This window comes from Pseudomonas putida, assembly GCF_001636055.1.
Lineage (GTDB): Bacteria > Pseudomonadota > Gammaproteobacteria > Pseudomonadales > Pseudomonadaceae > Aquipseudomonas > Aquipseudomonas machongensis.
On the sequence record NZ_CP011789.1, the window covers coordinates 2,258,638 to 2,282,245 of the forward strand.

Consider the following 23,608-nt stretch of genomic DNA (forward strand, 5'->3'; position numbering starts at 1 on the left):
ACCCTATCTCTTGAGTACGCGATGCCGAAGTCGGGTCGCGTAGTGACTTACTTGCTGAATCTCAGGAGTTTATGACCATGACTACTGCTTTCTCCCTCGCACCACTGTTCCGCCATTCCGTAGGTTTCGATCGTTTCAATGACCTGTTCGAATCCGCGGCACGTAATGAGGCCGGTAGCAGCTACCCGCCCTACAACGTCGAAAAGCATGGCGATGACCACTATCGCATCGTGGTTGCTGCAGCCGGCTTCCAGGAGCAGGATCTCGACCTTCAGGTCGAAAAAGGCGTCCTGACCGTTACCGGTGGCAAGCGCGAAAATGGCGCTGCCGAAGTCACCTATCTGCATCAGGGTATCGCCCAGCGTGCTTTCAAGCTGTCGTTCCGCCTGGCGGATCACATTGAAGTAAAAGCTGCCGGTCTGGCTAACGGCCTGCTCAGCATCGACCTGCTGCGCATCGTGCCGGAAGAAGCCAAGGCCAAGCGTATTCCGATCAATGGTGAAAAGGCTGCACTGAATTGAATGCAGTGAAGTGAATGGAAGGGCACCCTAGGGTGCCCTTTCGCATTCATGGGGCACACCCCCTCCCGTAGAGGCAGGGCGCTATTAATAGTCTGCCGGGGTTTCCTGCAAGATCTGGCGAAACTCCGGCAAGGGCAGCGGTCGGCTGTGCAGGTAGCCCTGGTACAGGTAACAGCCCTGTCGCTCGAGAAATTCCAGTTGCTCCGTCAGTTCGACACCTTCTGCTATCACCGCCAGCTCCAGGCTTCGCGCCATGGCCACGATGGCTCGAACGATCTCGGCATCATTGGGGTCGTTGGGCGCGTCACGCACGAAGGTCTGGTCGATCTTCAGGGCATCCACCGGCAGGCGCTTCAGGTAGGTCAGCGACGAATAGCCCGTGCCGAAATCATCCATGGCGAAGCTCACCCCGTAGCGTTTGAGCTCACGCATCTTGTTGATGGTGTCTTCCAGGTTCTGGATGACAATGCCCTCGGTGATCTCCAGTTTGAGCATGCGCCTGGGCAAGCGATAGTCGTCCAGGCTGCGCAGCACTCGTTCGACGAAATCATTCTGGCGGAATTGCCGGGGGCTGATATTCACGCAGAGACTGAAATCGTCGGCACTGATCAGCCCGTCCTCGAGCATGCGCGCGCAGGCGTCGCAGGCTTCGTCAAGGATCCAGCTACCCACCTCGAGTATCAGGCCGCTTTCCTCGAGCACCTGGATGAACTGGGAGGGTGCTTGCTGGCCAAGTTGCGGATGGTGCCAGCGCAAGAGCACTTCGGCACCGACGATGCGGTTGTCGCGGGCGTCCACCTGGGGCTGGAAGTGCAGGGCCAGTTCGCCGCGCGCCAGCGCCAGACGCAGGTCGTTTTCCATGCGCAGGCGCTCGCTGGCCGCCTTTTGCATGGTGGTGTGGAACAGCTGGGTGGTATTGCGTCCGGAATCCTTGGCGCGGTAAAGGGCGATGTCTGCTCGCTTGAGCAGATCGGCCGGGGTGATGCCATGGTCGGGAATCAGTGCCACGCCGATGCTCGGCGTCACCTGCAGGCGCTGGCCGTCCAGCGACATGGGTTCGGCCAGCAGTTCGCGCAGGGTGTCGGCCAACTCGCGAACCTTGCCCTCGACGTGCTCGCGACTCCCCTCCAGACCGCTGAGCAGGACTACGAACTCGTCGCCCCCCAGGCGTGCCACGGTGTCTTCCAGGCGCACGCTGGCTTCGAGGCGGGCAGTGATGATCTTCAATACCGTGTCGCCGACGGGGTGGCCCAGAGAGTCGTTGATGTGCTTGAAGTGGTCCAGGTCGAGGAACAGCAGGGCGCCGCGCAGGTTGTGGCGCTTGAGCAGGGCGATCTGCTGGCTGAGCCGGTCCATCAGCAGGGCGCGGTTGGGCAGGTTGGTCAGCGGGTCATGGTAGGCCAGGTGGCGGATCTGCGCTTGTGCGTTCTTCAACTGGCTGACGTCGCGGGCGGTCAACAGCAGGCAGTCGGTTTCATTGAGGCTGATCGGCTCGACGGACACCTCGACGGTCAGGATGTCTCCGCGTTTGTTGCGCCCGAGCATCTCCCGGTGGTGTACCCGGCCGCGCTCCTTGAGTTCGGCAAGCAAGGCTGCCCGTTGCTTGTCGTCGGCCCAGATGCCCAGTTCGAAAACGGTACGCCCCACCACCTCGATGCTGCTGTAGCCGGTCAGGCGGCAGAAGCCGTCGTTGACCTCGACATAGCGTCCACTGAGTCGTTCGGTGATGGTGATGGCGTCGGGGCTCGAGTGGAAGGCTTTGGCGAACTTCTCCTCGCTGGCCTTGAGTGCCGCCTCGGCGCGCTGTTGCTGGGTGATGTCACGCAGCGTGGTGACGCTGCAGGGCTGGCTGTCCACGGTGATCAGGCGGCTGGAAATCACGCAGGTCAGTGGTGAGCCATTGCGGTGGTTGACCACGACCGCGACATTGCTCAAGGCCTGATCGCGGATTACCCGTTCGATGCGTTGTGCGCGCGCGGACGACTCGGCCCAGAGGCCGATCTGCTCGGCGGTGCGCCCGATGACCTGTTCGGCGTCCCACCCGAAGGTCTGGGTGAAGGCTGGATTGATCTCGATGAACTGGCCCGTATCCTGGTGAGTGACGCAGATCGGGTCGGGGCTGACCTGGAACAGGCTGGCGAACTTCTCTTCCGAGGCGCTCAGGCGTTGCTCGCGCTCGACTTGGTCGGTGATGTCCAGCAAGGTGCCGGCCATGCGCAGTGGGTTGCCATGCTCGTCGCGATAAAGCCGCGCACGGCTTTCGATATAGCGCGATGCGCCGTTCTCCAGCTGGACGCGATAGGTGATCTGGTAGTTGCCGGCCGGCCCTTCGCGCAGGCTGCGGTAGGCTTGACGCATGACGCTGCGTTCTTCCTCGGGCACGCCTTCGAAGAAGGCTTCGAAGGACTCATGGAAGGGCACCGGGTCAAGGCCGTGCAGTTGCGCGGCGCGCGCCGAGCCATAGAGCATGCCGCTGGGAATGTGCCAGTCCCAGGTGCCCAACTGCGCCGAGTCCAGGGCCAGGTCCAGGCGCTCCTGGCTGTCCTTGAGTGCCTGCTCGGCCCGCTTGCGTTCGGTGGTGTCGACAAAGGTGCTGATCAGGTAGGTGATGCCTTCGAGCTCGATACCCTGGGTGCAGAGGATGCCATCGTGGATGTTGCCGCTGGTGGCACGGAACTGGACTTCCATGATCACCGGGCTGCCATTGTTGCGAGTGGCTTCCAGTACTTGCTGGCGCTGTTCGGGGTGGACCCAGAGGCCGAGTTCCACGCTGGTCTTGCCGACGACCTGGGCGCCGGGCCAGCCGAACATGTCCTCGAAGTGCTGGTTGACCTCGAAGATCATGCCATCGTGGCGGCGGGTCAGGAGGATGGCATTGGGGCTGAGGTGGAAGAGGGTGGCAAAACGCTTTTCCGAGTTGATCAGTGCGGTTTCGCGATCGCGCTGACGGGTGATCTCGCGGATCACGCCGATCATCTGGGGGCGGCCATGGCGATCGTGGGTCAGGCTGCCATTGATTTCCAGCCAGTGCAGGCTGCCGTCCGGCCAGCGGATGCGATGGCGCATGGCCTGCTCCACGGGCTCGCCGTTGACCACGGCGTGGAACAGCTGGCGGGTGCGGGCGCGATCCTCCTCCGGCAGCAGGTCCAGGTAGTCGATATCCGCGGGCAACGGGCGCAGGGGATCGAAGCCGAACAGCGCCTGCGTGCCTCGTGACCAGCTCACCCGGCCGGTTTCGATATCCCACAGCCAGGCGCCCAGGCGTGCGCCGTTGAGCGCGGCGAGCAATTGCGGAGCATTCTGCCAGGCCTGCTCGGACTCCTGGGGATCGACCGCAGGGATGCGCGGCAGGCGCGGAAAGCGGTTTGCTGATTTGGGCATCGGTACCAGACCTTTGGCGGATGAAGCGTCCTTGTAAGTGAAATGCCTGGCTGATGGACGGTCAGGCGGACCCCGAGTGGCTGTCGAGCAATGCCATGAACGCCTTTGCCGCATTCGACAGCGTTCGTTCCGTATGCAAAATGTAGCCTAGCTGGCGCGACAGCTGTATGCCGGGCAAGGCGATGGGTGCAACCTGTTCATCGAGCATAGTACGTGGCAGCACGCTCCACGCGAGGCCGATTGAAACCATCATCTTGATGGTCTCCAGGTAGTTGGTACTCATGGCGATGTTCGGCGTCAGGCCCTGACTCTCGAACAAGCGCTGCACGATGTGGTGGGTAAAGGTGTTGCCGCCGGGGAACACGGCGGGGTGGCGGGCGATATCGGCCAGGCTGACATCGCTATCAAGGGCCAGGGCGTGCTCCGGGGCCGCTACGAAATCCAGGGCGTCATCCCACACTGGAACGGCCCGGACCAGGTGATGGGGCTCGGGGGCCAGGGTGATCACTGCGATTTCCGCGCGGCCATGGAGAACTTCGTCGTAGGCCGTTTCTGAATCTAGAAACTGAATATCCAGTGCCACGGAAGGGTGCTGTCGGGTGAAAGCCCTTAGCAGCGGGGGCAGGCGGTGCAGGCCGATATGATGGCTGGTGGCCAGGGTCAGGCGCCCGGTAACTTCTCCTGTCAAATTGGTCAGGGCGCGGCGCGTATCATCCAGTACATTGAGGATCTGATAGGCGCGAGGCAGCAGGGCTCGGCCGGCTTCGGTCAAGGTGACCTCACGGCCCAGGCGATCGAACAGGCGTACATCCAGTTGCTGCTCCAGGCCGGCGATGCGTTTGCTGACGGCGGGTTGGGTCAGGTGCAGGCGTTCACCGGCGCCGGAAAAACTTCCGGTTTCGGCGATGGCGATAAAAGCGCTGAGGTTGGCGAGGTCCATGCGCTCGAATTCCTATTGGTTATCCAAAGCATAAAAATTATGAATTTGAGTTATTCAATCTAACCCCATAGCATCGTCCGTACAAGCCAAGGGGTTATTGGCATAGAAAGACGCTGATGAGGAACAGTCTGATGGCTGGCAAAACGCTCTACGACAAACTCTGGGATGCGCACGAAGTCAAACGGCGCGACGATGGCTCGTCCTTGATCTATATCGATCGTCACATCATCCATGAAGTGACTTCGCCGCAAGCTTTCGAAGGCCTGCGCCTGGCCAATCGCAAGCCCTGGCGCATCGACGCCAACATCGCCACGCCCGACCACAACGTGCCGACCACGCCAGAGCGCAAGGGGGGTATCGAGGCCATCGTCGACCAGGTGTCGCGCCTGCAGGTGCAGACCCTGGACGAGAACTGTGACGAATACGGCATCGTCGAATTCAAGATGAACGACGAGCGCCAGGGCATCGTCCACGTCATCAGCCCGGAGCAGGGCGCCACCTTGCCGGGCATGACCGTGGTCTGCGGTGACTCGCACACCTCGACCCACGGCGCCTTCGGGGCCTTGGCCCATGGCATCGGCACCTCCGAGGTCGAGCACGTGCTCGCCACCCAGTGCCTGGTCGCCAAGAAGATGAAGAACATGCTGGTCCGCGTCGAAGGCCAGTTGCCTGTCGGCGTCACCGCGAAGGATATCGTGCTTGCCGTGATCGGCAAGATCGGCACTGCCGGTGGCAACGGCCACGCCATGGAGTTCGCCGGCAGCGCTATTCGCGAGCTGTCGATGGAAGGCCGCATGACCATCTGCAACATGTCCATCGAAGCCGGTGCCCGTGTCGGGCTGGTGGCTACCGATGCGACCACCGTTGCCTATGTCGAAGGCCGTCCGTATGCGCCGAAGGGCGAGGACTGGACGCGTGCCGTCGAAGCCTGGAAAGACCTGGTTTCCGACGACGATGCCGTGTTCGACACCGTGGTCGAACTCGACGCCGCACAGATCAAGCCGCAGGTCAGCTGGGGCACTTCCCCGGAAATGGTGCTCGCCGTCGACCAGCGCGTGCCGGATCCGGCCGCCGAGGCCGATCTGATCAAGCGTGGTTCGATCGAGCGCGCACTCAAGTACATGGGGCTCACCGCCAATCAGGCGATCACTGATATCCAGCTGGACCGCGTGTTCATCGGCTCCTGCACCAACTCGCGGATCGAAGACCTGCGCGCTGCGGCGGACATCGCCAAGGGCCGCAAGGTTGCCGCTACCGTCAAGCAAGCCATCGTCGTGCCGGGTTCGGGCTTGGTCAAGGCCCAGGCCGAGCGTGAAGGCCTGGACAAGATCTTCCTCGCGGCGGGCTTCGAATGGCGTGAGCCAGGTTGCTCCATGTGCCTGGCGATGAACCCGGACCGCCTGGAAAGCGGCGAGCATTGCGCCTCGACGTCCAACCGCAACTTCGAAGGCCGTCAGGGCGCCGGTGGTCGTACCCACCTGGTCAGCCCGGCCATGGCCGCCGCCGCTGCGGTAACCGGCCACTTCATCGATGTCCGCGAGTTGATCCAAGGGAGCGCAGCATGAAAGCCTTTACCCAGCACACCGGCCTCGTCGCGCCGTTGGATCGTGCCAACGTCGACACCGACCAGATCATCCCCAAGCAGTTTCTCAAGTCGATCAAGCGTACCGGCTTCGGCCCCAACCTGTTCGACGAGTGGCGCTACCTGGACGTGGGCCAGCCCTACCAGGACAACAGCAAGCGCCCGGTGAACCAGGAGTTCGTGCTCAACCACGAACGCTACCAGGGTGCCAGCGTGTTGCTGGCGCGGGAAAACTTCGGTTGTGGCTCCAGCCGCGAGCATGCCCCTTGGGCGTTGGACGAGTACGGTTTCCGCAGCATCATTGCGCCGAGCTTTGCCGACATCTTCTTCAATAACAGCTTCAAGAACGGCCTGCTGCCGATCATCCTCAGCGATGAGGAAGTGAATGAATTGTTCAAGCAGGTCGAAGCCAACCCGGGCTACCAGCTGACCATCGACTTGCAGGCGCAGGCTGTCACCCGTCCAGACGGCAAGGTGCTGCACTTCGAGATCGATGCGTTCCGCAAGCATTGCCTGCTCAACGGCCTGGACGACATCGGTCTGACCTTGCAGGACAGTGACGCGATCAAGGCCTTCGAAGGCAAGCACCGCGCCACGCAGCCCTGGCTGTTCCGGGATGCCTGAAGCAGGTAGGTGACAGTACCGGCCTCTTCGCGGGCGAGCCCGCTCCTACAGATATCGCAAGGCCTGAGGCAACGCTGTACCAGTGGGAGCGGGCTTGCCCGCGAAGAGGCCGGTACAGGCAATAAAACCAAAAGGATTGAATCATGACGGGTACCAGCCACACCGAAGTAGTCCAGCGCCAGTTCGGCGAGCAGGCCAGCGCCTACCTCAGCAGCACCGTGCATGCCCAGGGCAGCGAGTTCGCCCTGCTGCAGGCCGAGCTGCAAGGGCAGGGCGCTGCTCGCGTGCTGGACCTGGGCTGTGGCGCCGGTCATGTCAGTTTTCACGTGGCGCCACTGGTGGCCCAAGTCGTGGCATACGATCTTTCCCAGTCGATGCTTGACGTGGTTGCCAAGGCCGCCAGCGAGCGTGGGCTGGCCAATATCGTCACCGAGCGCGGTGCCGCCGAGCGTCTGCCGTTCGCCGACGCGTCGTTCGAATTCGTCTTCAGCCGTTACTCGGCACACCACTGGAGCGACCTGGGCCTGGCACTGCGTGAAGTGCGTCGGGTGCTCAAGCCGGGTGGCGTGGCGGCGTTCGTCGATGTCATGTCGCCGGGCAGCCCGTTGCTCGACACCTACTTGCAAAGTGTCGAAGTGCTGCGCGACACCAGCCATGTACGCGATTATTCTGCTGCCCAGTGGCAGCGTCAGGTCAGCGAGGCAGGGCTGTTCACGCGCAGCCATAGCCGCCAGCGCCTGCGCCTGGAGTTCGCATCCTGGGTGGAGCGCATGCGTACTCCCGAACCGATGCGTATGGCCATTCGCCAGCTGCAGCAGGCGATGGGCGAGGAAGTGCGGCAGTATTACCAGATCGAGGCTGATGGCTCCTTCAGCACGGATGTCCTGGTGCTGTGGGCCGAGCGATAGAGTTTCCGGCGTGGCTGACCGAGCCGCGCTGTTTGAATGAATAGAGGAAAGCATGAGCAAGCAGATTCTGATTCTCCCAGGTGATGGCATCGGTCCGGAAATCATGGCCGAGGCGGTCAAGGTGCTGGAGCTGGCCAATGACAAGTTCGGCCTGGACTTCGCCCTGGAGCACGACGTGATTGGTGGTGCGGCCATCGACAAGCACGGCGTACCGCTGGCTGACGAAACCCTGGAGCGCGCGCGCAAGGCCGATGCCGTCCTGCTCGGCGCCGTCGGCGGGCCGAAGTGGGACAAGATCGAGCGTGATATCCGTCCTGAGCGCGGTCTGCTGAAGATTCGTGCGCAACTGGGCCTGTTTGCCAACCTGCGTCCGGCGATCCTCTATCCGCAACTGGCTGACGCTTCGTCGCTCAAGCCCGAGATCGTCTCCGGGCTGGACATCCTCATCGTCCGCGAGCTGACCGGCGGCATCTACTTTGGTGCTCCGCGTGGCCAGCGCGAGCTCGAAGGTGGCGAGCGCCAAGCCTATGACACGCTGCCCTACAGCGAGAGTGAAGTGCGCCGTATCGCCCGCGTGGGCTTCGACATGGCTCGCGTGCGCGGCAAGAAACTGTGCTCGGTGGACAAGGCCAACGTCCTGGCTTCCAGCCAGCTGTGGCGCGAAGTGGTCGAAGACGTCGCCAAGGACTACCCGGACGTCGAGCTGAGCCACATGTACGTCGACAACGCCGCGATGCAACTGGTGCGCGCACCCAAGCAGTTCGACGTGGTGGTGACCGACAACATGTTCGGTGACATTCTGTCGGATGAGGCTTCCATGCTGACCGGTTCCATCGGCATGCTGCCTTCTGCTTCGCTGGATGCCGACAACAAGGGCATGTACGAGCCTTGCCACGGTTCGGCGCCCGACATCGCAGGCCAAGGTATCGCCAACCCGCTGGCGACCATCCTCTCCGTATCGATGATGCTGCGTTACAGCTTCAACCAGCAGGCCGCTGCCGAGGCGATCGAGCAGGCTGTGAGCCTGGTGCTGGATCAGGGTCTGCGCACCGGTGACATTTGGTCGGCTGGTTGCACCAAGGTCGGTACGCAGGAAATGGGCGACGCAGTAGTCGCAGCGCTGCGGAATCTGTAATCTCTCTGGCCCGCCATCGTTTCCCTTCGATGGCGGCCCACTTTTTAGCAAAGGTGTAGTTGCGATGAAACGTGTAGGTCTGATCGGTTGGCGCGGTATGGTCGGTTCCGTGCTCATGCAGCGGATGCTGGAGGAGCAGGACTTCGACCTTATCGAGCCGGTGTTCTTCACCACCTCCAACGTGGGTGGCCAAGGCCCGAACGTGGGCAAGGATATTGCTCCGCTCAAGGACGCTTATTCGATCGAAGAGCTCAAGACCCTCGACGTGATCCTGACCTGCCAGGGCGGCGACTACACCAACGAGGTCTTCCCCAAGCTGCGTGAAGCCGGCTGGCAGGGTTACTGGATCGACGCTGCCTCTTCCCTGCGTATGCAGGATGATGCAGTCATCATCCTCGACCCGGTCAACCGCAAGGTCATCGACCAGCAGTTGGACGCCGGCACCAAGAACTACATCGGCGGCAACTGCACCGTCAGCCTTATGCTGATGGGCCTGGGTGGGCTGTTCGAAGCCGGCCTGGTCGAGTGGATGAGCGCGATGACTTACCAGGCGGCCTCCGGTGCCGGTGCGCAGAACATGCGCGAGCTGATCAAGCAGATGGGGGCAACCCATGCTGCGGTGGCCGACGATCTGGCCAACCCGGCCAGCGCGATCCTCGACATCGACCGCAAGGTTGCCGAAGCCATGCGCAGCGAAGCCTACCCGACTGAAAACTTCGGCGTGCCGCTGGCTGGCAGCCTGATCCCGTGGATCGACAAGGAACTGCCGAACGGGCAGAGCCGCGAAGAGTGGAAGGCTCAGGCCGAGACCAACAAGATCCTCGGCCGCTTCAAGAGCCCGATCCCGGTCGATGGCATCTGCGTACGTATCGGCGCCATGCGCTGCCACAGCCAGGCGCTTACCATCAAGCTGAACAAGGATGTGCCGATCGCCGATATCGAAGGCATGATCAGCCAGCACAACCCATGGGTGAAGCTGGTGCCGAATCAGCGTGAGATCAGCATGCAGGAACTGAGTCCTACCAACGTGACCGGTACCCTGAACATTCCGGTCGGTCGTCTGCGCAAGCTGAACATGGGGTCCCAATACCTGGGCGCCTTCACGGTCGGCGACCAGTTGCTGTGGGGCGCTGCCGAGCCGCTGCGCCGCATGTTGCGGATTCTGCTGGAGCGTTGATCGCCTCAAGTTGATCGAAAACCCGCGCTGGAGACAGCGCGGGTTTTTTGTTTGTGCGGCAATCAAGTAAAGTGCCGCTCCCGCCGTACCCGCAGAAGGAGCCAAACCATGAGCCAACCCCTAGATATCGCCGTCGTCGGCGCCACCGGAAGTGTCGGTGAGACCCTCGTGCAGATTCTCGAGGAGCTGGAGTTCCCGGTCGCGACCCTGCACCTGCTGGCCAGTATGGAATCTGCCGGCAGCAGTGTGATGTTTGCTGGCAAGAAGGTGCGAGTGCGTGAGGTGGACAGCTTCGACTTCGCCCAGGCCAAGCTGGCGTTCTTCGCCGCCGGTGCTGCAGTCAGCCGCAGCTTTGCGCAGAAGGCGCGCGAGGCCGGCTGCTCGGTGATCGATCTGTCGGGCGGGCTGGATGACGCGCTGGCGCTGGTGCCGGAGGCCAATGGCGAGGTCGTCGACAGCCTTGCATTGCCAGCCTTGCTGGCCAGCCCAAGCAGCGCCGCTGTCGCGCTGGCCGTTGCGCTGGCGCCGCTCAAGGGGTTGCTGGATATCGAGCGGGTCCAGGTAATGGCCTGCCTGGCTGTTTCGTCCCAGGGGCGCGAAGCGGTGAACGAGTTGGCGCGGCAGACGGCCGAGTTACTCAACGCCCGCCCGTTGGAGCCGCGTTTCTTTGACCGCCAGGTGGCGTTCAACCTGTTGGCGCAGGTGGGGACCACCGATGAGCAGGGGCATGCAGCCCTGGAGCGTCGCCTGGTCAGCGAGCTGCGCGTGCTGCTGGGGTTGCCTGAGCTGAAGATTTCCGTGAGCTGCGTTCAAGTCCCGGTGTTTTTCGGCGATAGCTTCAGTGTGACGGTGCAGAGTCGCCAGTCGGTCGATCTGCAATCGGTCAACCAGGCGCTGGACGCCGCTGCCAGCGTCGAGCGAGTGGAAAATGACGATTATCCGACACCCGTCGGTGACGCAGTGGGGCAAGACGTGGTCTATGTTGGTCGTGTACGCCATGGCGTCGACGAGGATCAGCAGCTCAACTTGTGGCTGACCACCGACAACGTGCGCAAGGGTGCGGCGCTCAACGCCGTACAATTGGCGCAATTGTTGATAAAAAAAATGGCGTAAAAGATACTGGCCAGCAATTTTGTCCTACACCACTGGCAGGTTTTTAGGACGATTCATACAAGGGAAGAGGTCATGCTTCGAATTCGCAAACTGGTTCTGGCCATCGCGGCCGCCTCGGCGCTGTCGTCCGGCATGGCCAATGCCCTTGGCCTGGGGGAGCTGACCCTCAAGTCGGCGCAGAACCAGCCGCTGGATGCCGAGATCGAGTTGCTCGATGTGCGCGACCTCACCGCCGCTGAAGTGGCGCCAAGCCTGGCCCCTCCCGAGGAGTTCGCCAAGGCAGGGGTGACGCTGCCTGCTTATCTGGAAGACCTGACGTTCACGCCGGTGATCAACCCCAACGGTCGCAGCGTGTTGCGCGTGACATCCAGCAAGCCGCTGCCGGAGCCGGTGGTCAAGTTCCTGGTTCAGGTGATGTGGCCCCAAGGGCGGCTGTTGCGTGACTACAACGTGGCGCTCGACCAGCCGCAGCAGGCCAGCGCCAAGCCTGCCCAGGGCGCCATCAGCCCGGCAGTGAGCGCCGCCAGCTACACGACGCGCCAGCGCGACACGCTCTGGCAGATCGCTGCACGCAACACCCACGGCGGTTCGATCCAGCAGACCATGCTGGCGATCCAGGCCCTGAACCCCGATGCCTTCATCGGCAATAACATCAACCAGCTCAAGACCGGTCAGGTCCTGCGGCTTCCAGACGAGCAGCAGATCCGCAGCATTGCCCAGGGGGAGGCGATCCGCGAGGTTTCCGAGCAGTACGCCGCCTGGCGCGAAGGTCGGCGTCTGGGGCCGCGTGCGCGACAGTTGGACGCCACCCGTCGGGGTGCTGCCGAAGCCGCGCCTGCACGTATCGCCCAGGGCGATAACCTGCGGCTGGTTGCGCCCGGCACGCAGACGGGGGCCGACAGCGCCAAGGCGCTGAACGACAAGCTGGCCGTGGCCCAGGAAAGCCTGGATACCAGCCGCCGCGACAACGAAGAACTCAAGAGCCGGATGACCGACCTGCAGAGCCAGCTGGACAAGCTGCAGCGTCTGATCGAATTGAAGAACGACCAGTTGGCGCGTCTCGAGGCGCAAGGGGCCGCCGAGCCTGCAGCACCTGTAGCCGCGACGCCGCCGGTCGAGCCGGTGGTCAACGCCCAGTTGGCCCCTGCCGAACCTGCGGTCACGCCGCCGCCAGCCGCAGCGGATACTGCGCCGCAAGCAGCGGCGGCGCCGGAGCAGCCACCGAGTCCACTCGACGAACTGCTGGGCAATCCGCTGTTGCTGGCGCTGTTGGCGGGCTCGGCCTTCCTCGTGTTGCTGCTGCTGTTGCTGCTTCTTGCGCGCAAGCGCAAGGCCCAGCAGGAGGCTGAGAAGCACCTGCGCATGGCCCGAGCCTTGGCCGAGGAAGGTGAGCGCGGTCCGGATCTGGACCTGCCGCCCAGCAGCTTCGATGGATTGGACGTCTCGGCGCCGAGCGTGACCTTGTCGCCTGCCGTGGTGGCGGCCTCCGCTGCAGCAGCGGCGGCGGCGGAAAAGCCAGTCGTTGCCAGTGCGCCGGCTGATGCCGATCCGCACGCGGCGCTATTGGCCGAGGTCGACGAGAGCGTCGCCAAGGGGCGCTTGAATCACGCAGCTACTCTGCTGGAGCCGGTGATGGCTGCCGAGCCGCAGCGCAGCGACCTGCGCCTGAAATTGATGGAAGTCTACGCTCGCCAAGGCGATCAGGACGCGTTCGTCGGCCAGGAGCGCCAGTTGCCTGGTACACCTGAAAACCAGGGCGAAGTCGAGGAGCTCAAGCAACGTTATCCGGCCATGCTCGGGGTTGCGGCGGCAGGGCTCGGCGCGGCTGCGCTGGCTGCGGAGATGGACGAGCAGTATGTGCAGGAGCTGCTCCAGGAACACGAGGCGGCACCTGTCGCAGAGCCCGAGCCGGTTGTCGACGAAGCGGTGGCCGCGGCGCCCCAGTCAGAGCCTGTGCTGGACAGCGTGCCAGATCTCGATGAGGTGCCCGTCACCGCCACGGACGATCTGGACAGTGCGTTCGACCTGAGTCTGGACGATGACCTCGCGCTTGACGACTCGCTCGATGCCCCGGTGCTGGATGCACCTGATACGACGCAAACGCCCGAGGTCGTGGTTGAGCCGGCGGTGCAGGCCGAGCCGGTCGTCGAGAGCGATGCCGACGACGATTTCGAGGCATTGCTGGCCCAGGCTCAGGCGCAATCCGAGCCACAAAGTCTGGATGATCTGGCGGACTTCGATCTGGATGTCGGTGAGCCGGCCGTAGCCGCGCCGCCTGCTGCCGAGCCGGAGGCGCCCGTGGATGTCACCGCCGAGCTGGCGGCATTCGACGAGATTCCGGAATTCGACCCGATTTCCGAACTCGAGCTGCCGGACGACTTCGACCTGTCGTTGTCGCTGGACGACGAATCGCCAGCCGACAAGCACTTCGCCTCGGAACTCAGTGACGTCAACGCCGAGCTCGACAAGTTGTCGCAGAGCCTGGCATCGCCGTCGCTCGAGCCACACTTCACCGCCGAGGATGCGGCGCTCGAGCCCGGAGCCCTGGATGACCTGGATTTCGACTTCTTCTCCGGCACCGACGAAGTGGCGACCAAACTCGACCTGGCTCGAGCCTACATCGACATGGGCGATCACCAGGGCGCTCGCGATATCCTCGACGAGGTGGTCAAGGATGGCGACGACGGCCAGCGCCAGGAGGCGCAGGACATGCTGTCGCGTCTGGTCTGACGCGTAGCTTGCCCTGATCGGACAACGGCAGCCCTGTGGGCTGCCGTTGTCGTTATAATGGCCGCCTTTTCGTTTCATCCACAGGTTTGGCTTTCTTGGACATCAACGACATCGACGCGGCCGAATCGGCGGCCGAAGGGTACTCGCGCATCGCCCTGGGCGTGGAATACAAAGGTTCGCGCTACCGCGGCTGGCAACGCCAGGCCAGCGGTGTGCCCAGTGTCCAGCAGGCGCTGGAGCAGGCATTGTCGAAGGTCGCCGACTCACCGATCAGTGTGATGTGCGCCGGGCGCACCGACGCTGGCGTTCACGGCTGTGGCCAGGTGGTGCACTTCGATACCCGCGCCGTGCGTGACGAACGTGCCTGGACCCTGGGCACCAACTTCAACCTGCCCCATGACATCAGCGTGGCCTGGGCACGGACGATGCCGGCGCACTTCCATGCGCGGTTCAAGGCCATTGCCCGGCGTTACCGCTACGTCATCTACAACGATCCGATCCGTCCGGCGCACCTGGCCGAAGAGGTAACCTGGAATCACCGCCCGCTGGACGTCGCGGCGATGGCCGAGGCCGCCGAATACCTGCTCGGCACCCACGACTTCAGCGCATTCCGGGCCAGCCAATGCCAGGCCAAGTCGCCGATCAAGCATATCCACCACCTGCGCGTTACCCGCCATGGTCGGATGATCGTCCTCGATGTGCGCGCCACGGCGTTCCTGCATCACATGGTGCGCAATATCGCCGGTGTGCTGATGACCATCGGTGCCGGCGAGCGCCCTGTGCAATGGGCCCGCGAGGTACTGGAGGGGCGCAACCGTCGGGAGGGGGGCGTGACGGCGCATCCCTACGGCCTGTACCTGGTGCAGGTGGAGTATCCGGAAGAGTTCGCCCTGCCGCAGCGTTACATCGGCCCACACTTTCTTACCGGCTACGAGGCGTTGGCAGACTGACGGGTGAAACGTCATTTGCTAACATCCGGCCTTTCACCGATCACTCAAGGTTCGTCGTCCATGAGCAACGTCCGCACCAAGATCTGCGGGATTACCCGCATCGAAGACGCGCTGGCCGCCGTCGAGGCCGGTGCCGATGCCATTGGCTTCGTCTTCTATGCCAAGAGCCCGCGCGCGGTGGATGTACGCCAGGCGCGGGCGATCATCGAGCAGTTGCCGCCCTTCGTGACCACGGTGGGGCTGTTCGTCAACGCGTCACGCTGTGAGCTGAACGAGATCCTCGAGGTGGTTCCACTGGACCTGCTACAGTTCCACGGCGACGAAACCCCCGCCGATTGCGAAGGCTATCACCGCCCATGGATCAAGGCCCTGCGAGTGCGCCCCGGGGATGATCTCGAGGCTGCCTGCCAGCAGTACTCCGGCGCCCGTGGCATTCTCCTGGATACCTACGTGGCTGGTGTGCCGGGGGGGACTGGCGAAGCCTTCGATTGGTCGCTGGTGCCGGCGCGCTTGAGCAAGCCGATCATCCTCGCGGGTGGGTTGTCGGCGGACAACGTCGGTCAGGCCATCGCCCAGGTCAACCCCTATGCGGTGGACGTCAGTGGCGGCGTCGAGCAGGCCAAGGGCATCAAGGATGCCAGCAAGATCGAAGCCTTCATGCGCGCGGTCCGCGCGGCGTGACGGTGGATGTGACGGTTGGCGGCGTGCCATCGTCCATAGCTATCGCAGCCCGGTGCTGCCCGGCTGGCCCCGTGGGGCTGGTCATCAGAACACGCGACGCCAGGGGCGTCGGCGTACAGGTTGAAGGTGGAGTGGTGCGCGGGTGGTCCCTGTGACCGGTCCATCGTCGTTTAGAACACGAATTTGAGCTCAAGGGTCGGGGCAGGGCAGGCGACAGCAAGCCCGCCACCGGCCAAAACGGGAGAATAGAGCATGAGCAACTGGTTGGTAGACAAACTGATCCCTTCGATCATGCGTTCCGAGGTGAAGAAGAGCTCGGTGCCGGAAGGCCTGTGGCACAAGTGCCCGGCGTGCGAAGCCGTGCTGTATCGTCCGGAGCTGGAAAAAACACTCGACGTCTGCCCCAAGTGCAACCATCACATGCGTATCGGCGCCCGTGAGCGTATCGACATCTTCCTCGATGTCGAAGGCCGCGCCGAGCTGGGCGCTGACCTGGAACCGGTCGATCGCCTGAAGTTCCGTGATGGCAAGAAGTACAAGGATCGCCTGACCGCCGCGCAGAAGCAGACCGGCGAGAAGGACGCGCTGGTCTCGGTCAGCGGCACACTCATGGGCATGCCGATCGTGGTCAGCGCCTTCGAGTTCTCCTTCATGGGTGGTTCGATGGGTGCCATCGTCGGCGAGCGCTTCGTGCGCGCAGCCAACTACGCCCTGGAAAACCGTTGCCCGATGATCTGTTTCTCCGCCTCCGGCGGTGCGCGCATGCAGGAAGCGCTGATCTCGCTGATGCAGATGGCCAAGACCTCGGCGGTGCTGGCGCGCCTGCGTGAAGAAGGCATCCCGTTCATCTCGGTACTGACCGACCCGGTCTATGGTGGTGTGTCCGCCAGTCTTGCGATGCTGGGTGATGTCATCGTCGGTGAACCGAAGGCGCTGATCGGCTTCGCCGGCCCGCGTGTGATCGAGCAGACCGTGCGCGAAAAACTGCCGGAAGGCTTCCAGCGCAGCGAGTTCCTGCTGGAGCATGGTGCCATCGACCTGATCATCTCCCGTCATGAGCTGCGTCCACGCCTGGCCCGCCTGCTGGCACAGATGACCGGCCAACCGACTCCCGAGCAGGCAAAAGAAGCGGCCGTCGTCGCGTGATGAGCCAGCGTACCCTGGGCGAGTGGCTCGCATACCTCGAGCAGTTGCACCCTTCGGCCATCGACATGGGCCTGGAGCGTTCACAGCAGGTGCTGGCGCGCCTCGCGCTCGGTCGGCTGGCGCCGAGGGTGGTGACGGTCACCGGCACCAACGGCAAGGGTTCGACCTGTGCGTTCATCGCCTCGTTGCTGCGTGCCCAGGGCTTGAAGGTCGGCGTGTACAGCTCGCCGCACCTGTTGCGTTACAACGAGCGGGTGCTGATCGATGGCGTCGAAGCCAGCGATGAGCGTCTGTGCGAAGCCTTCGCCGCCGTCGAGGCGGCGCGGGGCGAGATTTCCCTTACCTACTTCGAGATGGGTACATTGGCGGCCTTCTGGCTGTTCCAACATTCGCAGCTCGATGCCGTGGTGCTCGAAGTGGGCCTTGGTGGCCGTCTGGACACCGTGAACGTGGTGGACGCCGACATGGCGCTGGTGACCAGCATCGGTGTCGACCATGTCGATTACCTGGGTGATACCCGTGAACGGGTGGCCTTCGAGAAGGCTGGCATCTTCCGTGCGGGCAAGCCGGCGCTATGTGGCGACCTGGACCCACCGCAGCCACTGCTGGACAAGGCCGCCGAACTGGCTGCGCCGCTTTTCCTGCGTGGCCGTGAGTTCGACCTGGACAGCGCCGACGGCCGCTGGAGCTGGCGTGGCACCTCGACCGATGGTCAGCCGGTGGCGCTGCATGACCTGCCGCTGCTCGACCTGCCCATGGAAAACGCTGCCCTGGCACTGCAGGCCTACCTGCTGATGGGCTTGCCGTGGCAGGCCGAGCAGGTTCGCCGGGCGTTGCTCGATACCCGCATTACCGGTCGCCTGGACCGTCGCCAGTTGACCTGGCAGGGCAAGACGGTGGAGCTGCTGCTGGATGTCGGGCACAACCCGCATGCCGCCGAGTACCTGGCTCGCCGCCTGGCCGCGCGTCCGTTGAAGGGGCGTCGGTTGGCGGTGTTCGGCCTGCTCGCCGACAAGGACCTGGAGGGCGTGATCGCGCCACTGCAGGGCCTGGTCGACGACTGGGCGGTAGCCCCCCTGGATACCCCGCGCAGTCGTGCGGCTGCCGAACTGGCCACTGCCTTGACGAACCAAGGTGCTACGGTGAAGTCTTATGCCAGTGTCGCCGCTGCCTTAGAAGGGCAGTGTGCACAGGCAACGGCGGATGACCAGATCTTGCTGTTCGGTTCGTTTTTCTGCGTCGGCCAAGCCCTGGAATGGCTCGAGCGGCAGGTCCCGGAGGATGGAGTAGATGGCAGTGCTGGATAAAGGGATGAAGCAGCGCATGGTCGGTGCGCTGGTGCTGGTGGCGCTGGCGGTGATCTTCCTGCCGATGCTGTTCACCCGCGAGGACGAGATGCGCCAGGTGCGCGTCGAGGCGCCCCAGGCGCCGGCCATGCCAAGCCTTCCCGACGTCAAGGTGGAGCCTGTGCAGGTGCCGGAGCCTCAGGCGCTGCCTGATCCCTCGGAGCAACCGCCAGTGGTGGTCGACGAGTCCACTGCACCGGTCAGCGCGCCAACCCAGCCGATCACGCCGTCACCTGCGCAGGTCGCCCAGGTGCCGGTGGCCAAGTCGCCAGCCCCAGCACCTGCCGCTAAAGCTGAAGCGCGCCCGGTGCCGCCTGCCACTCCCGCACCTGCTGCCACTGCCAGTGCAAGCAAGCCGGCGACAGCGTCGAAGATCGACGCCAACGGCCTGCCGGTGAGCTGGTCGATCCAGCTGGCCAGCCTGTCCAATCGCGCTGGGGCCGATAACCTGCAGAAGACGCTGCGCAGCCAGGGCTACAACGCCTACATCCGGTCGGCTGACGGCATGAACCGGGTATTCGTCGGCCCACTGATCGAGCGTGCCGAAGCCGAGCGCCTGCGTGATGTGATCAACCGCCAGCAGAATCTCAAGGGTATCGTGGTTCGTTTCCAGCCGGAACGAGGCTAATTCCTGGCGGCCCTGCCAGATCAGCGTATTGACGCCGGTCGGGCGGGGCCGTTTTTCATTCGGATTCCACCCCTCGCAAGAGCTACAAAGTTGTCCTGGAAGTCAAGCTGCAGGCCTTCAACGACCTGACATTCCGCTTACCCCAAGCCCTCCGCTCTGTTAAAATACGCCGCCTCAAACGTCTGCAGGCAGCACCGTGGCATTTACCTGGGTTGATTGGGCGATCATTGCGGTCGTCGCCGTTTCCTCACTGATCAGTCTCAAGCGCGGCTTCGTCAAGGAAGCCTTGTCCTTGCTCATCTGGATCATTGCCGGCGCGGTCGCCTGGATGTTCGGCGGGTCGCTGTCGCAGTACCTGGAGAGCTATATCCAGACACCCTCGGCACGGATCATCGCCGGGTGTACCATTCTTTTCGTCGCCACCCTGCTGGTGGGGGCGATGATCAACTTCCTCGTCGGCGAGCTGATCCGCGTGACCGGGCTGTCCGGCACCGATCGTTTCCTCGGCATGGTGTTCGGCGCCGCGCGCGGGGCCTTGCTGGTGGTGGTGGCCGTCGGCTTGCTCAGCCTGGGCCCGGTGCAACAGGATCCGTGGTGGCAGGAATCACGCCTGATACCACAATTTCTATTGGTCGCTGACTGGTCGAAGAACCTGATTCTCGGTTTCGCCGGTCAGTGGATGTCCAGTGGGATCAGCTCTCCAGTTGATCTTCCGTTCAAGGAACAGCTGCTCGGTCCATCCCGGCCCTGAGCGCTTTTCACTCAAGTTTCGTCAAAGTAGGGGTTGCGTCGCATGTGTGGCATCGTCGGTATCGTCGGTAAGTCGAACGTCAATCAGGCGCTGTATGACGCGCTAACGGTCCTCCAGCACCGCGGCCAGGACGCTGCCGGTATCGTGACCAGCCATGACGGCCGGTTGTTCCTGCGCAAGGATAATGGCCTGGTGCGCGACGTCTTCCAGCAGCGCCACATGCAGCGCCTGGTCGGCCACATGGGCATCGGCCACGTGCGCTACCCGACCGCGGGCAGCTCCACCTCGGCCGAGGCTCAGCCGTTCTACGTCAACTCGCCGTATGGCATCACCCTGGCGCACAACGGCAACCTGACCAACGTCGAACAGTTGGCCAAGGAGATCTACGAGTCCGACCTGCGTCACGTCAACACCAATTCCGACTCGGAAGTGCTGCTCAACGTGTTCGCCCATGAACTGGCCGTACGCGGCAAGCTGCAGCCGACCGAGGAGGACGTGTTCGCGGCGGTCTCCCATGTGCACAGCCGCTGTGTCGGTGGCTATGCGGTGGTGGCGATGATCACCGGCTACGGCATCGTCGGCTTCCGTGACCCCAACGGCATTCGTCCGGTGGTGTTCGGCCAGCGCCACACCGACGAAGGCGTCGAGTACATGATCGCCTCCGAAAGCGTTGCCCTGGACGTCCTCGGCTTCACCCTGATCCGTGACCTGGCGCCAGGCGAGGCCGTGTACATCACCGAAGAAGGGCAGATGTACACCAAGCAGTGTGCCAACAACCCGAAACTGCAGCCCTGCATCTTCGAGCATGTCTACCTGGCTCGTCCTGACTCGATCATGGACGGTGTCTCGGTGTATAAGGCGCGTCTGCGCATGGGCGAGAAGCTGGCCGAGAAGATTCGCCGCGAGCGCCCGGAGCACGACATCGACGTGGTCATCCCGATCCCGGACACCAGCCGCACCGCGGCCCTGGAGCTGGCCAACCACCTGGGTGTGAAGTTCCGCGAAGGCTTCGTCAAGAACCGCTACATCGGCCGTACCTTCATCATGCCCGGCCAGGCCGCGCGCAAGAAATCGGTACGCCAGAAGCTCAATGCCATCGAGCTGGAATTCCGCGGCAAGAACGTGATGCTGGTGGATGACTCGATCGTACGCGGCACCACCTGCAAGCAGATCATCCAGATGGCCCGTGAGGCAGGCGCGAAGAACGTCTACTTCTGCTCCGCGGCGCCGGCTGTGCGTTACCCCAACGTCTACGGCATCGACATGCCGAGCGCTCACGAACTGATCGCCCACAACCGTACCACTGAACAGGTGGCCGAGTTGATCGGCGCCGACTGGCTGATCTATCAGGACCTGCCGGACCTGATCGACTCGGTCGGTGGCGGCAAGATCAAGATCGAGCACTTCGATTGCGCGGTGTTCAACGGTGAATACGTTACCGGCGACATCGACGATGCCTACCTGGACCGTATCGAACAGGCTCGCAACGATGCGGCCAAGGTCAAGACCCAGGCTGTCAGCGCGATCATCGACCTGTACAACAACTGACTTTGGGCTTTTTAGGAGTAACGGCATGACGGATCAATGGGATGCCGGACGGCTGGACAGCGACCTGGAGGGTGTCGGTTTCGACACCCTGGCAGTGCGTGCCGGTCAGCACCGTACGCCCGAGGGCGAGCACAGCGAAGCGCTGTTCCTGACCTCCAGCTATGTCTTCCGCACGGCCGCCGATGCGGCTGCGCGTTTTGCCGGTGAAACGCCGGGCAACGTTTACTCACGCTACACCAACCCGACCGTGCGTGCCTTCGAGGAGCGCCTGGCGGCCATGGAAGGTGCAGAGCAGGCCGTGGCGACGTCCACCGGCATGGCGGCGATTCTCGCCGTGGTCATGTCGCTGTGCAGCGCTGGCGACCACGTGCTGGTGTCGCAGAGCGTGTTCGGCTCGACCATCAGCCTGTTCGAGAAGTATTTCAAGCGCTTCGGTGTGCAGGTGGACTATGTGCCGCTGGTCGATCTTGGTGGTTGGAAGAACGCCATCAAGGCCAATACCAAGCTGCTGATCGTCGAGTCGCCGTCCAACCCGCTGGCGGAGTTGGTGGATATCGGCGCACTGGCCGAAATCGCCCACGCCGGTGGCGCGATGCTGGTAGTGGACAACTGCTTCAGCACGCCGGCGCTGCAGCAACCGCTCAAGCAGGGGGCCGATATCGTCTTCCACTCCGCGACCAAGTTCATCGACGGCCAGGGCCGCAGCATGGGCGGCGTGGTTGCCGGTCGTGCCGAGCAGATGAAGGAAGTGGTGGGCTTCTTGCGTACCGCGGGGCCGACCCTCAGCCCGTTCAACGCCTGGATTTTCACCAAGGGCCTGGAGACCCTTAAGCTGCGCATGCGTGCGCACTGCGAGAGCGCGCAGGCCTTGGCTGAATGGCTGGAACAGCAGGAGGGTGTGGAAAAGGTGCATTACGCCGGCTTGCCAAGCCACCCACAGCACGAACTGGCCAAGCGCCAGATGAGTGGCTTCGGCGCGGTGGTCAGCTTTGAGGTCAAGGGCGGCAAAGAGGGCGCCTGGCGCTTTATCGACGCCACTCGGGTGATTTCGATCACCACGAACCTGGGTGACAGCAAGACCACCATCGCCCATCCGGCGACCACCTCCCACGGTCGTCTGAGCCCGCAGGAGCGCGAGGCGGCCGGCATCCGTGACAGCCTGATTCGTGTTGCGGTAGGGCTTGAGGACGTCGTCGATCTGCAGGCCGACCTGGCGCGTGGGTTGGCAGCGCTGTGATCGACTGGACAGGTGGCGAGCCAGACCATAACGGTCGGGTGGCCTTGGTAACCGGTGCCGCCCGCGGCATCGGCCTGGGCATCGCCGCCTGGCTGATCTGCGAAGGTTGGCAGGTGGTGTTGAGTGACCTGGACCGCCAGCGCGGTGCCAAGGTTGCCAAGACCCTGGGCAGCAACGCCTGGTTCATCGCCATGGACGTCTCCGACGAGGCCCAGGTCAGCGCTGGTGTGGCGCAGGTGCTGGGCCAATTCGGGCGTCTGGATGCGCTGGTGTGCAACGCGGCCATCGCCAACCCGCACAACCATACGCTCGAGAGCTTGAGCCTTGCGCAATGGAATCGTGTATTGGCGGTCAACCTCAGTGGCCCGATGCTGTTGGCCAAGCACTGTGCGCCTTACCTGCGCGCGCATGGCGGGGCGATCGTCAACCTGGCCTCCACACGTGCACGTCAGTCGGAGCCGGACACCGAAGCCTATGCCGCAAGCAAGGGCGGGCTGCTGGCACTGACCCACGCCCTGGCCATGAGCCTGGGGCCGGAGATCCGGGTCAACGCCGTCAGCCCTGGTTGGATCGACGCCCGCGATCCGTCCCAGCGCCGCGCCGAACCCCTCACCGAAGCCGACCATGCCCAGCATCCAACGGGCAGGGTAGGGACGGTGGAGGATGTTGCGGCACTGGTGGCCTGGCTGTTGTCGCGTCAGGCCGGATTCGTCACCGGCCAGGAATTTGTGGTCGATGGCGGCATGAGCCGCAAGATGATCTACAGCTGACGCGCCACTTGCCGCTGTGCAAAGCAAAAGGAGCCGACAAGGCTCCTTTTTCGTTCTGACGCTTTTTCAGGTTTTTGAAAAAAAATTCAACGGGGCTATTGACTTAGCATCGGTACCTGCGTAAATTTCGCGGCCTCAGCGAAGCAAACGCAACAAGCAACATCGCGAGGGTGATTAGCTCAGCCGGGAGAGCATCTGCCTTACAAGCAGAGGGTCGGCGGTTCGATCCCGTCATCACCCACCACTTCCTGAGATTGTTCCTGGCCCAGGGCGCTTCGAAAGAAGCTTCCTACCAGAGAGGAACAGGACGCAAGTCCATATGCGCAGCGGTAGTTCAGTCGGTTAGAATACCGGCCTGTCACGCCGGGGGTCGCGGGTTCGAGTCCCGTCCGCTGCGCCACTTACTTCAACAGATGGGTGAGCTTCACCGGTCTGTGGCA

At 63.3% G+C, this 23,608-nt stretch carries 19 protein-coding genes and 2 tRNA genes; 19 read left to right on the forward strand and 2 right to left on the reverse strand.

Features of this window, described 5'->3' with window-relative positions; translation table 11 throughout:
* The first annotated feature begins 77 nt into the window (after positions 1-77).
* Complete coding sequence (locus tag AB688_RS10325; protein WP_054893093.1) at positions 78-521, forward strand: Hsp20 family protein; 444 nt, start codon at positions 78-80, stop codon at positions 519-521.
* 84 nt (positions 522-605) lie between these two features.
* Here AB688_RS10325 and AB688_RS10330 read toward each other — a convergent pair whose 3' ends face one another.
* Positions 606-3,902, reverse strand: a complete 3,297-nt coding sequence (locus tag AB688_RS10330; protein WP_063543853.1) for a bifunctional diguanylate cyclase/phosphodiesterase — start codon at positions 3,900-3,902, stop codon at positions 606-608.
* 61 nt (positions 3,903-3,963) lie between these two features.
* Positions 3,964-4,842, reverse strand: coding sequence for a LysR family transcriptional regulator (locus AB688_RS10335; protein WP_054893095.1), 879 nt, complete (start codon positions 4,840-4,842; stop codon positions 3,964-3,966).
* A 131-nt stretch (positions 4,843-4,973) separates the two neighbouring features.
* Here AB688_RS10335 and leuC point away from each other — a divergent pair, with 131 nt between their 5' ends.
* The 18 genes from leuC (at position 4,974) to AB688_RS10425 (ending at position 23,568) form a co-directional block, all read left to right on the forward strand.
* Positions 4,974-6,407, forward strand: coding sequence for a 3-isopropylmalate dehydratase large subunit (leuC, locus tag AB688_RS10340; protein WP_063543855.1), 1,434 nt, complete (start codon positions 4,974-4,976; stop codon positions 6,405-6,407).
* The gene (leuD, locus tag AB688_RS10345) at positions 6,404-7,048 is read left to right on the forward strand and encodes a 3-isopropylmalate dehydratase small subunit (protein ID WP_063543857.1); all 645 of its coding nucleotides are present in this window, start codon (positions 6,404-6,406) and stop codon (positions 7,046-7,048) included. Before leuC ends, leuD begins: the two co-directional genes overlap by 4 nt.
* Before the next feature lie 143 nt (positions 7,049-7,191).
* Positions 7,192-7,956 (forward strand): class I SAM-dependent methyltransferase, encoded by a 765-nt coding sequence (locus AB688_RS10350; protein WP_063543859.1) that lies wholly within the window; start codon positions 7,192-7,194, stop codon positions 7,954-7,956.
* Positions 7,957-8,008: 52 nt separating this feature from the next.
* Positions 8,009-9,091, forward strand: coding sequence for a 3-isopropylmalate dehydrogenase (gene leuB / locus AB688_RS10355; RefSeq protein ID WP_063543861.1), 1,083 nt, complete (start codon positions 8,009-8,011; stop codon positions 9,089-9,091).
* Positions 9,092-9,155: 64 nt separating this feature from the next.
* A complete protein-coding gene (gene asd / locus AB688_RS10360) occupies positions 9,156-10,268 on the forward strand; it encodes an aspartate-semialdehyde dehydrogenase (protein ID WP_054893100.1) in 1,113 nt (370 codons plus the stop codon).
* 108 nt (positions 10,269-10,376) lie between these two features.
* Complete coding sequence (locus tag AB688_RS10365; protein WP_063543863.1) at positions 10,377-11,381, forward strand: aspartate-semialdehyde dehydrogenase; 1,005 nt, start codon at positions 10,377-10,379, stop codon at positions 11,379-11,381.
* Between the two features lie 72 nt (positions 11,382-11,453).
* The gene (locus AB688_RS10370; RefSeq protein ID WP_063543865.1) at positions 11,454-14,111 is read left to right on the forward strand and encodes a FimV/HubP family polar landmark protein; all 2,658 of its coding nucleotides are present in this window, start codon (positions 11,454-11,456) and stop codon (positions 14,109-14,111) included.
* Positions 14,112-14,206: 95 nt separating this feature from the next.
* Entirely contained in the window at positions 14,207-15,061 is an 855-nt protein-coding gene (gene truA / locus AB688_RS10375; RefSeq protein ID WP_063543867.1) for a tRNA pseudouridine(38-40) synthase TruA, read from the forward strand.
* A gap of 60 nt (positions 15,062-15,121) precedes the next feature.
* A complete protein-coding gene (locus AB688_RS10380) occupies positions 15,122-15,742 on the forward strand; it encodes a phosphoribosylanthranilate isomerase (protein ID WP_063543869.1) in 621 nt (206 codons plus the stop codon).
* A gap of 252 nt (positions 15,743-15,994) precedes the next feature.
* A complete protein-coding gene (gene accD / locus AB688_RS10385) occupies positions 15,995-16,888 on the forward strand; it encodes an acetyl-CoA carboxylase, carboxyltransferase subunit beta (protein ID WP_054893105.1) in 894 nt (297 codons plus the stop codon).
* Complete coding sequence (gene folC / locus AB688_RS10390; RefSeq protein ID WP_063543871.1) at positions 16,888-18,195, forward strand: bifunctional tetrahydrofolate synthase/dihydrofolate synthase; 1,308 nt, start codon at positions 16,888-16,890, stop codon at positions 18,193-18,195. The genes accD and folC overlap by 1 nt, the downstream gene beginning before the upstream one ends.
* On the forward strand, positions 18,179-18,862 hold the full coding sequence (locus AB688_RS10395; protein ID WP_063543873.1) for an SPOR domain-containing protein: 684 nt from the start codon (positions 18,179-18,181) through the stop codon (positions 18,860-18,862). Before folC ends, AB688_RS10395 begins: the two co-directional genes overlap by 17 nt.
* 196 nt (positions 18,863-19,058) lie before the next feature.
* Complete coding sequence (locus AB688_RS10400; protein WP_054893108.1) at positions 19,059-19,613, forward strand: CvpA family protein; 555 nt, start codon at positions 19,059-19,061, stop codon at positions 19,611-19,613.
* A 42-nt stretch (positions 19,614-19,655) separates the two neighbouring features.
* Positions 19,656-21,161, forward strand: a complete 1,506-nt coding sequence (gene purF, locus AB688_RS10405; RefSeq protein WP_063543875.1) for an amidophosphoribosyltransferase — start codon at positions 19,656-19,658, stop codon at positions 21,159-21,161.
* A gap of 25 nt (positions 21,162-21,186) precedes the next feature.
* Positions 21,187-22,398 (forward strand): O-succinylhomoserine sulfhydrylase, encoded by a 1,212-nt coding sequence (locus AB688_RS10410; RefSeq protein ID WP_063543877.1) that lies wholly within the window; start codon positions 21,187-21,189, stop codon positions 22,396-22,398.
* The gene (locus tag AB688_RS10415) at positions 22,395-23,168 is read left to right on the forward strand and encodes an SDR family oxidoreductase (RefSeq protein WP_063543879.1); all 774 of its coding nucleotides are present in this window, start codon (positions 22,395-22,397) and stop codon (positions 23,166-23,168) included. The genes AB688_RS10410 and AB688_RS10415 overlap by 4 nt, the downstream gene beginning before the upstream one ends.
* A 168-nt stretch (positions 23,169-23,336) precedes the next feature.
* Positions 23,337-23,412 (forward strand) — tRNA-Val (locus tag AB688_RS10420).
* 79 nt (positions 23,413-23,491) lie between these two features.
* Positions 23,492-23,568 (forward strand) — tRNA-Asp (locus AB688_RS10425).
* Positions 23,569-23,608: the final 40 nt, after the last annotated feature.

Excerpts from the sequence above, each read along its gene's own strand:
- AB688_RS10325 (WP_054893093.1), top strand. The coding sequence starts at position 78 with ATGACTACTGCTTTCTCCCTCGCACCACTGTTCCGCCATTCCGTAGGT.
- AB688_RS10330 (WP_063543853.1), bottom strand. The coding sequence starts at position 3,902 with ATGCCCAAATCAGCAAACCGCTTTCCGCGCCTGCCGCGCATCCCTGCG.
- AB688_RS10335 (WP_054893095.1), bottom strand. The coding sequence starts at position 4,842 with ATGGACCTCGCCAACCTCAGCGCTTTTATCGCCATCGCCGAAACCGGA.
- leuC (WP_063543855.1), top strand. The coding sequence starts at position 4,974 with ATGGCTGGCAAAACGCTCTACGACAAACTCTGGGATGCGCACGAAGTC.
- leuD (WP_063543857.1), top strand. The coding sequence starts at position 6,404 with ATGAAAGCCTTTACCCAGCACACCGGCCTCGTCGCGCCGTTGGATCGT.
- AB688_RS10350 (WP_063543859.1), top strand. The coding sequence starts at position 7,192 with ATGACGGGTACCAGCCACACCGAAGTAGTCCAGCGCCAGTTCGGCGAG.
- leuB (WP_063543861.1), top strand. The coding sequence starts at position 8,009 with ATGAGCAAGCAGATTCTGATTCTCCCAGGTGATGGCATCGGTCCGGAA.
- asd (WP_054893100.1), top strand. The coding sequence starts at position 9,156 with ATGAAACGTGTAGGTCTGATCGGTTGGCGCGGTATGGTCGGTTCCGTG.
- AB688_RS10365 (WP_063543863.1), top strand. The coding sequence starts at position 10,377 with ATGAGCCAACCCCTAGATATCGCCGTCGTCGGCGCCACCGGAAGTGTC.
- AB688_RS10370 (WP_063543865.1), top strand. The coding sequence starts at position 11,454 with ATGCTTCGAATTCGCAAACTGGTTCTGGCCATCGCGGCCGCCTCGGCG.
- AB688_RS10380 (WP_063543869.1), top strand. The coding sequence starts at position 15,122 with ATGAGCAACGTCCGCACCAAGATCTGCGGGATTACCCGCATCGAAGAC.
- accD (WP_054893105.1), top strand. The coding sequence starts at position 15,995 with ATGAGCAACTGGTTGGTAGACAAACTGATCCCTTCGATCATGCGTTCC.
- folC (WP_063543871.1), top strand. The coding sequence starts at position 16,888 with ATGAGCCAGCGTACCCTGGGCGAGTGGCTCGCATACCTCGAGCAGTTG.
- AB688_RS10395 (WP_063543873.1), top strand. The coding sequence starts at position 18,179 with ATGGCAGTGCTGGATAAAGGGATGAAGCAGCGCATGGTCGGTGCGCTG.
- purF (WP_063543875.1), top strand. The coding sequence starts at position 19,656 with ATGTGTGGCATCGTCGGTATCGTCGGTAAGTCGAACGTCAATCAGGCG.
- AB688_RS10410 (WP_063543877.1), top strand. The coding sequence starts at position 21,187 with ATGACGGATCAATGGGATGCCGGACGGCTGGACAGCGACCTGGAGGGT.